The organism is Rhodoligotrophos defluvii (assembly GCF_005281615.1).
In the GTDB taxonomy this organism is placed as follows: domain Bacteria; phylum Pseudomonadota; class Alphaproteobacteria; order Rhizobiales; family Im1; genus Rhodoligotrophos; species Rhodoligotrophos defluvii.
Window position 1 is genome coordinate 307,676 of sequence record NZ_SZZM01000004.1, and the last position, 15,194, is coordinate 322,869.

Annotated in this window: 13 protein-coding genes; 1 reads left to right on the forward strand and 12 read right to left on the reverse strand. The window is 64.0% G+C overall.

Features of this window, described 5'->3' with window-relative positions:
* Window positions 1–19: 19 nt before the first annotated feature.
* Genes E4P09_RS18560 through E4P09_RS18570 form a run of 3 tightly spaced genes read right to left on the reverse strand, consistent with a single transcriptional unit; the run spans window position 20 to window position 2,851 of the window.
* The gene (locus E4P09_RS18560; RefSeq protein WP_137391111.1) at window positions 20–1,186 is read right to left on the reverse strand and encodes an NAD(P)/FAD-dependent oxidoreductase; all 1,167 of its coding nucleotides are present in this window, start codon (window positions 1,184–1,186) and stop codon (window positions 20–22) included.
* Complete coding sequence (locus tag E4P09_RS18565; RefSeq protein ID WP_137391112.1) at window positions 1,179–2,561, reverse strand: FAD/NAD(P)-dependent oxidoreductase; 1,383 nt, start codon at window positions 2,559–2,561, stop codon at window positions 1,179–1,181. Before E4P09_RS18565 ends, E4P09_RS18560 begins: the two co-directional genes overlap by 8 nt.
* On the reverse strand, window positions 2,543–2,851 hold the full coding sequence (locus tag E4P09_RS18570; protein ID WP_137391113.1) for a (2Fe-2S)-binding protein: 309 nt from the start codon (window positions 2,849–2,851) through the stop codon (window positions 2,543–2,545). The genes E4P09_RS18565 and E4P09_RS18570 overlap by 19 nt, the downstream gene beginning before the upstream one ends.
* A gap of 151 nt (window positions 2,852–3,002) precedes the next feature.
* Here E4P09_RS18570 and E4P09_RS18575 point away from each other — a divergent pair, with 151 nt between their 5' ends.
* Window positions 3,003–3,875, forward strand: coding sequence for a LysR family transcriptional regulator (locus E4P09_RS18575; RefSeq protein WP_137391114.1), 873 nt, complete (start codon window positions 3,003–3,005; stop codon window positions 3,873–3,875).
* A 13-nt stretch (window positions 3,876–3,888) separates the two neighbouring features.
* Here E4P09_RS18575 and E4P09_RS18580 read toward each other — a convergent pair whose 3' ends face one another.
* The 9 genes from E4P09_RS18580 to E4P09_RS18620 all read right to left on the reverse strand — a co-directional run bounded on the left by E4P09_RS18580 (window position 3,889) and on the right by E4P09_RS18620 (window position 15,133).
* Window positions 3,889–5,352, reverse strand: coding sequence for an aldehyde dehydrogenase family protein (locus E4P09_RS18580; protein WP_137391115.1), 1,464 nt, complete (start codon window positions 5,350–5,352; stop codon window positions 3,889–3,891).
* A 13-nt stretch (window positions 5,353–5,365) separates the two neighbouring features.
* On the reverse strand, window positions 5,366–7,372 hold the full coding sequence (locus E4P09_RS18585; protein ID WP_137391116.1) for a hydantoinase B/oxoprolinase family protein: 2,007 nt from the start codon (window positions 7,370–7,372) through the stop codon (window positions 5,366–5,368).
* A 13-nt stretch (window positions 7,373–7,385) separates the two neighbouring features.
* Window positions 7,386–9,431 (reverse strand): hydantoinase/oxoprolinase family protein, encoded by a 2,046-nt coding sequence (locus E4P09_RS18590; RefSeq protein ID WP_137391117.1) that lies wholly within the window; start codon window positions 9,429–9,431, stop codon window positions 7,386–7,388.
* Window positions 9,432–9,641: 210 nt separating this feature from the next.
* Window positions 9,642–10,745 carry an ABC transporter ATP-binding protein gene (locus E4P09_RS18595; protein ID WP_137391118.1) on the reverse strand — a complete coding sequence of 368 codons (1,104 nt, stop codon included), beginning with the start codon at window positions 10,743–10,745 and terminating at the stop codon, window positions 9,642–9,644.
* A gap of 80 nt (window positions 10,746–10,825) precedes the next feature.
* On the reverse strand, window positions 10,826–11,611 hold the full coding sequence (locus E4P09_RS18600) for an ABC transporter permease (protein WP_137391119.1): 786 nt from the start codon (window positions 11,609–11,611) through the stop codon (window positions 10,826–10,828).
* 11 nt (window positions 11,612–11,622) lie between these two features.
* Window positions 11,623–12,498, reverse strand: coding sequence for an ABC transporter permease (locus tag E4P09_RS18605; RefSeq protein WP_137391120.1), 876 nt, complete (start codon window positions 12,496–12,498; stop codon window positions 11,623–11,625).
* Window positions 12,499–12,660: 162 nt separating this feature from the next.
* A complete protein-coding gene (locus E4P09_RS18610; RefSeq protein WP_137391121.1) occupies window positions 12,661–13,701 on the reverse strand; it encodes an ABC transporter substrate-binding protein in 1,041 nt (346 codons plus the stop codon).
* Between the two features lie 140 nt (window positions 13,702–13,841).
* A complete protein-coding gene (locus E4P09_RS18615; protein ID WP_137391122.1) occupies window positions 13,842–14,510 on the reverse strand; it encodes a haloacid dehalogenase type II in 669 nt (222 codons plus the stop codon).
* Between the two features lie 137 nt (window positions 14,511–14,647).
* Complete coding sequence (locus E4P09_RS18620; RefSeq protein ID WP_275406475.1) at window positions 14,648–15,133, reverse strand: Lrp/AsnC family transcriptional regulator; 486 nt, start codon at window positions 15,131–15,133, stop codon at window positions 14,648–14,650.
* Between the last annotated feature and the right edge of the window lie 61 nt (window positions 15,134–15,194).

A 15,194-nucleotide genomic window follows, 5' to 3' on the forward strand; every position in this document is an offset into this window, starting at 1 on the left:
CGTCGACGGCGCCAGATCCTCAGTGAGCGGCGCTTACCTGGAGCCGCGCGGCAGGCTGCAGCGTGAAGCGGTTGACATGGTACTCGTCAATCGGCGTCTCGGTCTTTCCGGTCGCGATGAGCTCGGCCATCACGTCGCCGACGCCCGGCCCCAGCTGGAACCCGTAGCCGCAGAAGCCGAAAGCATAATAGAGACCGCTCGTCTTCTCGCTTGCACCCATGATCGGCCGGTCGTCGCCGATATAGCCTTCAACCCCCGACCAGGTGCGGATCAGCCGTAAATGGCGCAAGGTGGGCGCCAGGCGCAGGATCTGCCGGAACTGCGCCATCAGCCCGGCTGGGTCATACTTCGCCCGGCGCTCGTCCAGCGCGGCCGGGCGCCGGTGAACGCCGCCAAAGATGATGTTGCCACGCGGAATTTGCCGGAGATAGGCCACTTCGCCCGGAATCTTGGTCGAGACCCCGACCACGGGATGAATGAAGTAGGGCGCCGGCTCGGTGACGCCCATCTGCGGCCCCGCAACCTCGATCGGAACCGGCTCGGCCAGCTGCTCGGCCAAGCCGCCACCCCAGGCGCCGCTCGCGATCAGAACAAGCGGCGCGCGGAACTGGCCGGTTGGCGTCGTGACGATGAAGTCCTCGCCGGTTTTCTCGATGGCCGATGCTGCGCAGTTCTCGTGGATGGCCGCGCCCAGCTTGGCGGCTGCGCGCGCGAAGGCTGGCGCAACCAGCCGCGGATTGGCGTGGCCGTCATGAGGTGACCAGGAGCCTGCCACCGCCTCCGGTCCGACGAAGGGAAACCTCTCGCGGATCTCGCGCTGGCTGAGAATGTGCAGTTCCAACCCATAGTGGCTGGCTTGCCGCGCATAGTCCTCCACCACCGCGATCTGCTCCTCGCTCCATAGGAAGCGAACGTGCCCGACCGGCATGAACTCCACATCCGATCCGGTCAGCGACGGGATCTGCGCCCAGATGGCGCGCGAGCGATTGGCCAGCGGCAGCTGCGTGAGATGGCGCCCCTGACGGCGCACATTGCCGAAATTGGTACCGCTCGCCTGCTGGCCGACCAGGTAGCGCTCCAGCAGGATCACGGAGAGATTGCGGCGCCGCAGAAAGAAGGCCGCGGAGCACCCCACGATCCCCCCACCGATGATGATGATATCCGCTGCGCCGCGTGTCTCAGCCATGGCCAACCTCTTCGCACACGCCGATGGGCAGCGGCTTGACTGGCGCCTGGCCGCGCAGCCGGCCGGAAGACTCCACCGATGCCTGCTGCGCGAAGGCGACGATCTCCTGGCTCGCCTGCCCGCAGAACCGGCCCTGGCAGCGTCCCATCCCCACGCGAGAGAAGGCCTTGGCGCGGTTGACCTCCGGCGCCTGGCAGGTCTCGACCGCGCTGCACAGCTCGTCCACGGTGATGGCTTCGCACCGGCAGACCACCGTGGTGCGGGGCATCGTGGCCATCTGCTGCCACGGCCAGGGAAAGGCCTTGGCTATTCCCTGCGCGAAGCGCTTGTGGCGCTGCATCAGCCGCCGCAGACGGTCCATTGCGAATCGAGGCTGGGCCCGTCCGAAGTCGGTCAGCAGCGCCATCGCCGCCAGCCGGCCGCTCGTCTCTGCCGCATCCGCACCCAGAATGCGCACGCCATCGCCAGCCAAGTAGACATTGGCAACCGAGCTGCGGCCGGCATCGTCCACATGCGGCAGCCATTGCCTAAGCAGCGGGTCGAAGGCGAATTCGCACCCGGCAAGATCGGCGAGCTGGCTTTCGGCCCGGAGGTGATAACCCATCCCTATGGCATTGCAGTCGATCTGCCGATCCTGCCCGTTCGCATCGGTGAAACGGATGCCGGCCACGCCCCTGTCCGGGTCGCCGAGCACCTCGCGCGGGAGGATGCCGCGCCAGATAGCAACGCCCGCTCGCCGCAGGCCTGAAACGAGCCGGGCGCCCTTCAGCAGCTGTTCGGGGCGCGAGGCCATCAGCGGCAAGCCGGCAAGATGATCAGCCATGCGCGATGTATCGAGTACGGCCAGGGGCGCGCAGCCGGCCTTGAGATACTGCCAGGCGACGAGATACAGGAGCGGGCCCGTGCCCAGGAACACCACGCGGCTGCCAATGGCGCAAGCCTGCATCTTCAGGGTGATCTGCGCCGCGCCGAGCGAATAGCAGCCCGGGAAGGTCCAGCCCGGCAGGGGTATCACGCGATCGGTCGCGCCAGAGGCGATGAGCAGCGCATCATAATCGAGCGCCTCGATCCGCATGTTTTTCTGGATGTGCAGCGTGTTGTCCTTCACCGCCCAGGCAAGCGTCTCCGGCCGATAATCGATGCGTCCGGCCAGTTGGTCGAAAGCCGAGTGAATGGCCCGCGCCTTGGCGGCTTCGGTGCCATACAGCGCCTCCGGCCTGCGCGTGAAGTTCGGGGGCTGCCGGCGATAGATCTGTCCGCCGCTGTAGCGCCCCTCATCGATCACGGTCGGCCGCAGGCCCGCCGCAACCAGAGCCTCAGCCGCGCGTGTGCCAGCGGGACCCGCGCCCACGATGACTATGCGGGGATCGGCCACAGTCCCTCCGGCGCTGTCGTGCAGATCTCCATGCCCTCGGCGACGGGCACCGAGCACGAGCGCAACCGCTCGCCCTCCCTGGTCCAGACCCAGCAGTCCTGGCAGGCGCCCATGAAGCAGAAGCCGGCGCGCTTGCCGTCGCCGAAATCGGAAAGCCGCGCGAAGCCGATATTCAGCATGAGCACGGTGAGCAGCATGTCGCCCTCCAGAGCCTGAACTTCGGCGCCGTCGATGATCAGCCTGACCGGTCTTCGATTCTGTTCGGCAAGGCGCAAGAACCTGGCTTCCATACCGGCTGCTCGTTGAAGGAAGGGGTCGGTATTCTGCATGCTTGCATGCCCGCGCTTGCCCTGGCCAATCGCATTTCATGCCTTGTATGTAACCTCGGGTTATGGGAAGTCTTGGCCCAGATGAGATGACGTGATCTGCGGATCCCAGGATATGAATGCCCGCCAGCTTGAAGTCTTCCGCGCCATAATGCGCGACGGCTCCGCCACCGCTGCCGCCAATTCCCTCTCCGTGTCGCAGCCGGCGGTCAGCAAGGTGCTGCATCATCTGGAGAGCCAGCTCGGATACAAGCTGTTCGAGCGTATCGGCGGCCGCCTCATCCCCACCATGGAAGCGCATCTGCTCTACGAGGATGCGGACCGCGTATTTCGCGAAATCGAGGTTCTGAAGAACCTCGCCATGACCATAGGGGAGCGCAAGATCGGCCTGCTCCGGATCGGGGCGAGCCCGCCGGTGACCTATTCCGTCATTGCCTCGGCGCTGCTGAAGTTCCGCCGGAAATATGAGACGGTGAAGATCCAGCTGCACACCTTGCCGAAGCGCGAAATCACCGAGCAGCTGCTCATCGGCGATATCGACATGGCCGTGACGCTCTCGACGATCCAGGCGCCCACCGTGCGCACTGAGGTGCTCGCGCCGGTCAGGATCATGGCTGTCATGCGCGAGGACGATCCGCTGGCTGAGAAAGACGAGATCACGCCCCTGGATCTGGCCGGCAGGCACCTGATCTCCTATAGCTCGGTCGCGGAAATAACGCCGGCGCTGGACGATGCCTTCCAGCAGTGCGGCACCGTGCGCGACGTCTCGATTCAAATATCGTCGTCGATCGGGGCCGTGCCGCTGGTCAGCGCCGGCTTGGGCATTGCGGTCGTGGATGGCCTGGTCGCCTGGCACAATTTCCAGGGGCTCGTGGCGCGGCCCTTCGTGCCGATCGTGACCATGAACATGGCGGTCTCGACCAACAGCGCGCGCCCGCTCTCGCGCTTCTTCAAGCCGTTCCTGAACTGCCTGCGCGAGTTGCTCTGATCAAGCGTTGCCGTCAGAGGTCGATGAGCACGCTCTTCTGCCGGCGGTTGGCTCTGTAGGCTTCCCGGCCGAGATCCTTGCCGATGCCGGATGACTTGTACCCGCCCGTCGGCAGGATATGGTCCCGGCTGCGGCCGTAGCGGTTCACCCACACGGTGCCAGCCTCGATCCGCTTGGTCACACGCATGGCCCGCGACAGGTCCCGGGTGTAGACCCCGGCGGCCAAGCCATAGGTCGGGTGCCTGGCCAGCATCAGTGCTTCGTCCTCGCTGCGGAAGGTCTGCATGGTCAGCACCGGTCCGAAGATCTCCTCCGTCACGGCCGGCGAGTCTGCGCGAACTTCGCCCAGCAAGGTCGGCTGGTAGAAATAGCCGGAGCGATCGATCCGTGCGCCGCCCGCCATGACCTTCGCGCCTTGCGCCACTGATGCCTGGACGATCTCCGCGATGCGCGCGATCTGACGCTGCGAGATGATCGGTGGAAAACCCGTCTCGGCCTCCCAAGTGGCGCCGGGCCGGATTTCCGCCATCCGCCGCGCAATGGCGGCGGCCAGGGCTTCGGCTGCGCTCTCTTCCACCAACAGGCGCGAGCCGGCCACGCAGACCTGCCCGGCATTGGCGATGATGCCGCGGGTCACGCAGTCCGCCGCGAGATCCATGTCGGCATCGGCGAACACGATCTGCGGGCTCTTTCCGCCCAGCTCGAGCGTCATCGGCTTCACGCCGATGCGCGCCACATTGGCCATGATGGCCTGGCCTGCGCGGGTCGATCCGGTGAAGCTGATCTTGCCGATATCCGGATGGCCGGTGATCGCATTGCCCGTGGTGGGGCCGTCGCCCAGCACGATATTGATCAGCCCGGCAGGAAGCCCGGCGCGCTCTGCGAGCATGGCCAGATAGACGGTCGAAAACGGCGTCATTTCCGACGGCTTGAGCACGACGGCGTTGCCCGCCGCCAAAGCCGGCCCCAGCTTCCAACCGGCCATGGCGATGGGGAAGTTCCATGGCGTGATCGCGCCAACCACCCCATAGGGCTCGGTCAGGATCATGCCCATCTGGCTTTCCGCGGTGGGCACCAGGTCGCCGCCCTCCTTGTCGGCCATTTCGGCGAAGAACCGGATCTGTTCGGCCGTGATGGCCACGTCAGCCTCGATCGCTTGCGCAACCGGCCGGGTGGAGGCGACCGCCTCCAGCCGTGCGAGCGTCTCCGCCTCGGCCTCGATCAGATCGGCCCAGCGGTGCATGGCATTCACCCGCTCGCGCGGCCGGCAGCTTGCCCAGCCGCTCGCTTTCAGTGCCGCAAGCGCCGTCTGCACCGCCTCGTCCACCAGGTTTTCATCGCCAATGGGACAGTCGGCGAAAGCCACCCCGTCGCTCGGCCGGTACAAGGTGACGCCGCCGGTTGCGGGGCGATGGCGGCCGCCGATGTAGTGCCCGCTGGGGAGTGACACGTCGGCGGGATCGAAGCTCAGGTCCATGCGGATATCCTCTTCAGCCGGCGCATCGCAAGTCCTGCCGCAGCTGCGGATAGGTCGCTCTCAGCTGGTCGAAGATCTCTTGGACCGAACGCGCCGTGCCGCGGGCTTCATCGGGCAGGGTCTCGACCGCGCGGAAAATCTCGTGCTTGATGAAGAAGCGCCACTCGACCGGCAGCGAGAACAGGATGTCCATCAGCGCGCTGTAGGCTTCCCCGGTCCAGACGGTCTCATAGGCGGTTCGCTGCGCGCCATAGTCGAAGAAGCCAGTACTCCGTCTCGCCTGCTCATCCTTCCGGCCGCGGCGCTCGGCGGCAGTCGCCGCTTCGTCCAGCTCGCCGTTCCGGAGCACCACGCCATAGTCGGACAATGCCGAGGCTTCCGAGACGAACCCCTTCTCCACATCGCGCAATACGCGCCAGGGCTCGCGCTCGAGCGGGCAGCCGCGGCCCCCGCCACCGGGCGAGAAGATGCGGAAGACATCGCCAGGCCCCGCCACCACGAAATCCTGGTTGCCCAGGGCGATCTCGCGCGGCGTGCCTGGGTTCAGCATGGAGCCAGAAGCCTTGCCGGCCTTGCCGCCGAGAATGCCCCAGGCGGAGAATCGCGACCGGTCCCGATTGCGGATGGTGATGCGCGTGTTCGGAGAGAACACCTTGAATTCCAGCACGGTGCCGAGGCCGCCGCGCCAGCGGCCCGCTCCGCCGGAATCGGGCGCGAGGCTGTAGCGGATGATCTCGACGGGAACCTCCGCCTCGTTGATCTCGACCGGGGTGTTCTTGAGATAGGCGCCGTCCGCGCCGGAGCCGTCGGTGCCGTCCCGGAAGGGCATGCCGCCGCCGCCGCCGACGATGGGGTCGATGGCGGCGATGACTCGGCGGCCGTCCCTGGGGTCGGTGGTCATCACATTGACGATGGAGCTGGACCCGGCCGGAGCCGCCGGCATGCGTTCCGGTATGGCTTGGGCGAAGGCACCGAAAATCAGGCTGCGCAGCCGGCCGCAGGTAAGGCTGCGCATGCCGACAGCGGCGGGAAAGCGGGGGTTCACCACGCTGCCATCCGGCAAGATGCAGGTGAACGGCCGCGTCATCCCCGAATTGACCATGATCTCGGGATTGAGGCTGTAGAGCACGTAGTAAACACCCACCAGCATCAGGGTGTGGCGCGGGTTGCCCCCGGTGGGCACGTTCAGCGATGAGGTGAGCTGCGGATCCGTGCCGGTGAAGTCGAGCACCGCCTCGTCGCCTTTGATGGTCAGCGCGAGGTTCAATCGCACCGGATATCCGCCGACGGAGTCCTCGTCGCAGTAATCCGTAAACTGATAGGTGCCGTCGGGAACGGAGCGCAGGATGGCCCTGGTCTGCACCTCCGCGTAGTCCATCACCTCGTACATGGACCGTTTCACGCTCTCCACGCCCATCTTGGCGATCATTTCCTGTATCTTCCGCGCGCCCGTATTGAGCGCGCCGACAAAGGCCTTGAGATCGCCCCAGTTCATGTCCGGCTGGCGGACATTGAGCAGCATGGTCCCCAACAGCTCCTCGTTCAGCATGCCGGCCTTGTAGAGCTTCGAGGGCGCGAAGCGTATGCCTTCCTGATGCACCTCCGTATTGGCGCGCGACAGCGAAGCCGGGACCGAGCCACCCATATCCGTGTTGTGGATGTGGCCGACCGTGAAGCAGACGATCTCACCTTCGTGGAACACCGGCTTCCACATGTGGATGTCCGGCGTGTGGGTGCAGAGAAACCCGCTATAGGGGTCGTTGGTGAAGCAGATGTCGCCGTCCTGGTAGCTCTCGACCATGCGGATCGCCGGACCATAATCCAGGCCCGGATACCACGTGGCGCCATAGTCCATCGGCACGGAGAAGGTCTTTCCCTCCGGCGTCACCAGGCCGATGGTGAAATCCTCCGTCTCCTTCACGAAGGTCGATTGTGCCGTCCGGTAAAGGGTATATGCCATGCTTTCCGAGGCGGCTCGGAAATGGTTGGCAACGATTTGCAGCGTGGCCTTGTCGGTCATCTCGAGCTTTCTATCAAGCCGCCATGCGGGACAAGAGAATGTTGCCGAAGGTGTCGACGCGCGCGTCGAAACCGGCGGGAATGCAGGAGGTGGTATCTGACTGCAGGATGATGGCCGGCCCTTTGAAACGCTGCCCCGGGCCGAGGTCATCCCGGCGGTAAAGGCCAGCCGTGACCACGGCGCCGTCGAGCATCGCTTCGACCTCACCGACAGGGACAGCTGGCCCGTCCGCCGCGGCAAGTTCGGTCAGATCGGGCTTGAGCCCTTCAGCCGTCGCGACCAGCCGCAGGTTCACCACATGGATTTCCGCGGCATCGTCGTGATAGGCATAGAGCTGCTCGTGCCGCGCGTGGAACGCAGCGCTGATCGCCACAAGATCGCCTGCTGCGATCCACGCCGCCTCGAGCGGCACTTCGATCTCGAAGGATTGCCCAGCATAGCGCATGTCGGCCGAAAGCAGATACTGGGCTTCACCGTGGAACTGCTGTTCATTCTGAAGCCAATTGTCGGCTTGCGCGCGAAGGGTTGCATAGCCGTCGGCAAGCTTGGGCAAGGTTTCCGCCGACAGTGACACATAGAGGCTCTGGATGAAGTCGTTGCGGATATCCGCGACGAGCCCGCCAAGCGCCGAGACGACACCGGGCCGCAGCGGTATGAGCACTTTGGGGATGCCGAGCTCCCGTGCCAGCATGGGTGCGAGCATCGGTCCCGCGCCGCCAAAGGCCAGCATGGTGAACGCGCGCAGGTCGATGCCATGCCGCGCGACCAGCTTATTGATCTCCAGGAACATGCCCGAGATCGCGACATCGATGATCGCTTGAGCCGTGCGTTCGACCGTCCAGCCCAGCCGGTCGGCGAGTGCCCCGACCGCCTTGCGTGCCAGCGCGCGGTCGACGGAGATCGCGCCATAGGCGAGGCTCTCGTGTCCAATGAGGCCGCAGACCGCGAAGGCATCGGTGATGGTCGCGCGCTCCCCGCCACGGCCGTAGCAAGCCGGCCCGGGGTTCGATCCCGCGCTTTCCGGGCCGACCTTCAGCACGCCGAAGTCGTCCACCCACGCGATCGAGCCGCCGCCATCGCCGATGGAACTGACCGCGACGGCGGGAACGTGAAGCACGTGCTCGCCAATCTTCTCTCCCGTGGCGTATTGCGGCTGGCCGTCATTGATAACGGCCACGTCGGCGCTCGTGCCGCCGATGTCGATGGTGAGCACATGATCGATACCCGCCTTCTTGGCGATGAAGGCTGCGCCCATCACCCCGGATGCCGTGCCGGATAGGAGCATGCTCACACAATTCGTCTTGCCCAGTTCGGCATTCATGATGCCGCCGTTGGACTTGGTGATGAGCGGTGCCGAGGGAACGCGATGTTCACGCAGTGCCTGCTGCAGGCGGGTGATGTAGTGCGCCACGCGCGGGTGGACATAGCCGTTGATCACCGCCGTGGTGGTGCGCTCGTATTCGCGGATGACCGGCCAGATCTCGGTCGAGGTGAAGACGAATAGCTCCGGTGCGAGGGCTTGGACGAGGCTCTTGGCCTCGCGTTCGTGCTGGTCGTTGCGGTAGGCATTGATGAAGGAGATGATGATCCCTTCGACGCCCCTGACCTTGGCCGCGCTCACGGCGGCCTCGATGCTGCCCCGGTCGAGCGGCCGGCTGACGGTGCCGTCCGACCGCATGCGCTCGGCAATGGGAAAGATCCTGTCGCGCGGAATAAGCGGGTCGGCGCGGAATGACATGAGGTTATAGGTTTCCGGCATGCGCAGCCGGGCCAGTTCCAGCACGTCGCAGAAGTTCTCGGTGGCGAACAGCGCCAGCTTCGCGCCGGTGCCCGTGATCACCGTGTTCACGCCGACCGTGGTGCCGTGAATGAAATGCGAAATGGCGGATGGCTTCACGCCGATGCGCTCTTCGGCGAGCTTCAGGCCGGTCATCACCTCCGCGCCAGGATTATCCGGAGTGGTCAGCACCTTGAAGGTGGACAGCGTCTTGGTCCCTTCCTCGAAGAAGCAGAAATCGATGAAGGTGCCGCCAATATCGACACCGACCCGGTAACCCATTCAAGCTCTCCAGATTGAGAGATGGCACCGTGTGTTTATGGATGTGCCATCCAGGTCTCGGCGTAATCGGACCGATGCGGTCCGCTCGCCCAAGGAACACCCAAAATGGGGGAAATCGTCCAATTCCATGATATTGCGTCCATATAGCCATAAGCTATGGACGCTGACGGAACACGACTCCTGCCAGCACCACCGACGGCCAGGTTTATCTCAGATGTCCGCTTTCGCTTCGGGATTGCGGGGCACCACCACCGTGTCCTGCACGTGAAGCTTCAGGCGCACGGTCGCTCCAGCCTGGGGAAGAGACCGGGCATTATAGGAATGGCTGGGCAGCCGGAAGTTGATGCTCGTCCCGCCCTCCAGCCGCACCGCGCCTTTCAGGCTTTCGCCCTGGAACACGAGATCGGTCACGACACCCGAAAGATAGTTGCTGCCCGGCTCGTCCTCGGCGCCGCACGGCAGAATCGTTTCAGCCTGCAGTGCAAGGAAAAGCTCCTCGCCCGCAGGCACCTCGCGCGGCGTCTGCAGCGTGAACGGCCCCAAGGCGACCTGCCGGGAGCCGACCCGCCGGGTGGGAACCAGGGTCGACTCGCCCACGAAGCCCGCAACGAAATGGTCCACGGGAGAGGAGTAAAGCGCGCGCGGCGTGTCGATCTGCACGATCCGGCCGGCATGCATCACCGCAACCCGATCGGACATGGTCAGGGCCTCGCGCTGGTCGTGGGTCACATAGATGATCGTCGCGCCGAGCTGACTGTGAAGCTTGCGCAATTCCAGCTGCATGCTCTCCCGCAGGTTCTTGTCCAGGGCCGAGAGCGGCTCGTCCATCAGGATGAGGCGCGGCTCGAACACGATGGCCCGCGCCAAGGCGACGCGCTGCTTCTGGCCGCCCGAAAGCTTGCTGACGGGGCGGTCGCCATAGCCGCTCAGCTCCACCGTCGCCAAGGCGCGGTTCACTTTCGCCGCGCACTCCGCCGCCGAAACCTTGCGTGCGCGTAAGGGAAAGGCGATGTTCTCCGCCACCGTCAGATGCGGGAAGAGCGCATAGTTCTGGAACACCACGCCGATGTCCCGCTTCTGCGGCGGCAACAGCGTTACGTCCGCATCGCCGAAGAACACATGTCCCGAGGTTGGCCGGATGAAGCCGCCGACGATCTGCAGCAGCGTCGTCTTGCCCGAGCCGGACGGGCCCAATATCGACACGAACTCGCCCGCGGCAATGTCGAGGGATACGTCCCGCAAGGCGTAGAATTGGTGGTAGGCCTTGGACAGGTTCTGCACCCGGGCCGGAACAAAGCGGGATATCGCTCGCATATGCGCTACCAAAGTTTGGAGTTGGCCTTATCAGGAGCCTGAACCTTGCCTCGCTCCTGCAACGACTGGGACGACCAGCTTCACTGCATTTGTGATTTCCTGCCCCGCATCCCAAACAGGATGACGAGCGAGAACGAGATGGCGATCAGCACCGAGCTGATGGCGGCAATGGTCGGGTCGATCTCGTTTCTCAGGCTCATGAACATGCGTCGTGGCAGGGTCTGGTTCTCCCCGCCGGCGATGAAGATCGACACCACCGTTTCATCCAGCGCTCCGATGAAGGCGAACAGCGCGCCCGTGATGATCGACGGCTTGATCTGCGGCAGGGTCACCTTCATGAACGCCTCGAAACGGTTCACCCCGAGGCTGCGCGCCACGTCTTCCTGGCTCATGTCGAAGGACCGCAGCCCGGCCAGCACCGCAATGAACACATAGGGCAGGTTCATCATGGTATAGGCGCACACCAGCCCTGTTTTGGTGGCGACGAGACCCACCTGCGCATAGACCATGTAGATGCCGGCGGCGAGAATGATGACCGGCACCATCACCGGCGTGAGCAGCCACAGCTGCAGCAGCCGCACCAGCTTGGACGACGAGACGTTTGCCGCATAAGCGGCCGCCGTTCCGATCGGCACGGCAAACACCGTGGCCAAAGTGGCCAGCAGCACGCTCGTGCGGGTCGCGTCCATCCAGTCGCGATCGCCGAAATAGGCCTCATACCAGCGCAGCGAGAAACTCGGCGGCGGAAAGGTGAGAAAGCGCGACCCCGAGAAGGACATGATCACCACGATCACGATCGGCAGGATCAGGAAAGCGAGGATCGCGACCGTCGTTGTCCAGAGCAGGGGGCGAGACCAGGTCTGCATGCCGGCAGTCCCTAGCGCATGCCGACGATCTTCTCGACCGGCAGGATGCGATCCACCAGCCAGAAGATCACGAACACGATGAGCAGCAGGATCATCGCGACGGCACTCGCCGCGCCGAACTGCAGGTAGAGCTCGATATTGCGCTGAACGAGCGAGGATACCAGGATGGTCTTGCCGCCGCCCAGCAGTTCCGGCGTGAGGTAGAAGCCGAGAGAAAGAATGAAGACCAGCACGCTGCCGGCGAACATGCCGGGAAGGGAGAGCGGCAGCAGAACCCGCCTGAACACGTACCAGGGGCTGCCCCCCAGGCTCGAGCCGGCCTGCAGCAGGTCCTGCGGTATTTTGCTGATGGCGGCATAGAGCGGGAACACCATGAAGGGCAGCATCACGTGCACCATGCCGATCAGGACGGCAAAGGTATTGTGCGACAGCGACAGCGGGGCATCGATGATGCCTGCACTCATCAGCAGACTGTTGACGATGCCGCGGCGCTGCAGCACCACCAGCCAAGCATAGGTCCGCACCAGCACGCTCGTCCAGAACGGCAGCATCACCAGCGCGAGGATCAGCGTCGACCAGCCGCGGGGCGCGATGGCCGCCGCATAGGCCAGCGGAAAGCCCAGCAGGATGCACAGCACGGTAACCGCGACGCTGATCTCGAGCGTGTCGTAATAGGTCCGCCAATAGATCGGCTCGTCGAAAATGCGGGCGTAATGTTCAAGGGTGAGGTGCCCGCCTTCTTGAAACGACTGGATCGCGAGAATGAGCAGCGGCACGCCGAGAAAGAGAACCACAAGCATCACCGCGGGCATGAACAGCATCAGGTAGATGCGCTGTTCCTTCCTTTCTTCCCGGGCAATGGCCTGCTCGATCGGAAGATCTGACATGCTGACAGTTCTTCCTGCCTCATGCGGCGTCGCGAGCGTGTAATTCTGCTGCTGCACAATGTCCCCTAATTGTCTGCTTGCACGGCCGAGGTGCATTATCGCGGCATCGGCAGCACCCGTCCACCTTGCGGGGCCGAGCGCTGCCGGGGGAGCGTGCCGGTTTTACTTCTGCATGAATTCGAGCCAGCGCTTCTCCGCATTCGCCCCGGCTTCCGATGCCCACCACGCCGCATTCAGCGGCACTTGGACCTTAAGGTTCTCCGGCGCTGTCGTCAGCCGCGCCAGTCGCTTCGGCTCCACATGCTGCGCGAACGCCGTGTTGAGCGGGCCGGTCAGGTAGTCGGTTGCCCAGCCTGCCTGTCCTTTGGGATCGAGCAGCGCGTTGATGAATTTCATCGCCGCATCCTTGTGCTGCGTCCCTTTCAGCACGGCCAGGCACGTATATTCCATGATCGCCTGGTTCCGGGTGAATTTGGCAGCCGCGCCCTCTTGTATGGCCGTATCCGCGCGGCCGTCCCACAGGGGCAGCATGTCCACTTCCCCGTCGAACAGCAGCTGCGTGGTTTCGGCGCCGGAGGTCCACCACACATTGATATGCGGCTTGATTTCCTCGAGCTTCTTGTACGCTCGGTCCACATCCAGCGGATAAAGGTCCTCAGGCGCGACGCCGTCTGCCAGCAAAGCAATCTCCAGCGTCGGGCGCGCATAGTTGCGCAGGGCCCGCCGGCCAGGGAACTTCTCCACATCCCAGAAATCGGCCCAGGTCTTCGGACCGTTATCGCCGTAGGTGTCGGTGTTATAGGCCAAAACGGTCGCATAGGCCGAGAGCCCCACCGAGTATTCATCCTTGAACTGCTCGGGCACCGAGGCGGCGTTCGGAATTTCCGAATAGTCCAGCGGCTCGAGCAGGCCTTCCTGCTGGCCGCGCGCGCAATATCCGGCGGAGAAGTCGACCACGTCCCAGGTCGGCTTGCCCGACAGCACCTGCGCCTTGAGAACGGGGTAGCGGTCGGCATTGGGATCGGGAACGACCCGGATGCCCAGCTTCTGCTCGGCTGGTCCGATCAGGGTCTTCTTCATCACGTCCAGAATGTTGCCGCCGTCGGTCGCGTAAGTCACCGTTTCCTGGGCGACCGCTGGAGAAAACAATGCGGCGGCAAGCACAAGGCTCAGCCCCATCACACGCGAAAAAGCAGGTTTCATCGGCTCGATCCCCTCTGTTCTGTGGCGTTTTTCGGTGAATAGTGCCCTGGGGCGACATGCCTGAACCAATGAAAATTGCTGTGGACTCTATAACACCGCCTCATGGCCGGCCCGGAAGCGGGCGCGTCTGCTTTACTTACTCACAACCCCACGAGCGCCGGCAGGCCGCCGATATCGGAAATGATGTCGGTTGCGTATTCGGGCGCGATCGGCTCGAACCCGCGTGCAACGTGAACGCGGCGGCCGAACTTGAGATCGCGGGCCGATTGCAGGTCGTACCGGTAGCTGGCCGAGACGTGCATGATCTCGGAGGGATCGCAGCTCAGCTTGTCCAGCATGTACTCGAATGCGCGGAACCGCGGCTTGTAGGCGCCGGCGTCTTCCGCCGTGAACACCGCGTGGAATGGCGCGCCCAGCTTCTCCACGTTCTGGTGGATTTGAGCATTGGAGGCGTTGGACAGGATAACCAGAGGGAATGCTCTGCCGACGCGTCCCAGAGGCTCGGGCACGTCGTCCCAAGGTCCCCAGCTGGGCACGGTCTCATAGATCTTCGTCGCGTCCTCGGGCCGATAGTCGATCTTCCAAAGCCTGCAAGTCCGCTCGAGCGCAGAGGCAATCACCTCCGCATAAGGCTTCCAGGCGCCCATCACCTCGTCCAGCCGATAGGCTGCGAAATCGCGCGAGAACGCGGGGCTCTGTTCATGCGGAATGCGCCCTTTGCTGACCATGTCGGCCATGTCGCCCATGCGGAATCGCGTGAGCGTGCCATAGCAGTCAAAGGTTATGTATTTGGGGCGAAACACGCTCATGGGAGTTCCTCGCACTGTTGATGAGGGAAAGGGTCAACCATCGGGTATGCACGTTATATTCGGTGGCTAAGGCCCAATTTCGTGCCGAATATGGCCGCCCGAACAGCAGGAAACGCTGGCCCGGGCGTCTTTGCCGCTCAATCGGCCTCGCCGAATAGAGCGTTGATCGGATAGTAGCTCTTCACGACAGGTGACTTGATCACCACGTAGCTGAAGTATTTCTCAATGCCGAGGTTGCGCTGCAGAAGGCCCTCGATCGTCTCCTGGTAATGCGCAATGCCGCGGGTGACGAATTTCAGGAGATAATCGTAGCCGCCACTGACCAGGTGGCATTCCATGATCTCGTCGAGACTGCGCGCGGCCGCCTCGAACCGCGCGAAATCACCCTGCTTGTGATCCGACAAGGTGACCTCGGTGAACACCAGGACCACGTCCCCCAGCTTCGCCATGTTGATCGCCGCGCCGTAGCCGGAGATATAGCCCGCTTTCTCCAGTCGCCGCACCCGCATCAGGCATGGGCTGGGCGACAGCCCCACGATGCCGGCAAGCTCGACATTGGTCATTCGGCCATTCTTCTGCAGTTCGCAAAGGATCTTCAGATCGATCCGGTCAAGTTTCGCCAGCCGCAATGTCAGAAGCCCTTCTCGGGCTCTCCCCGAAGGAAGAGCGACGCCCCGTTCCGGA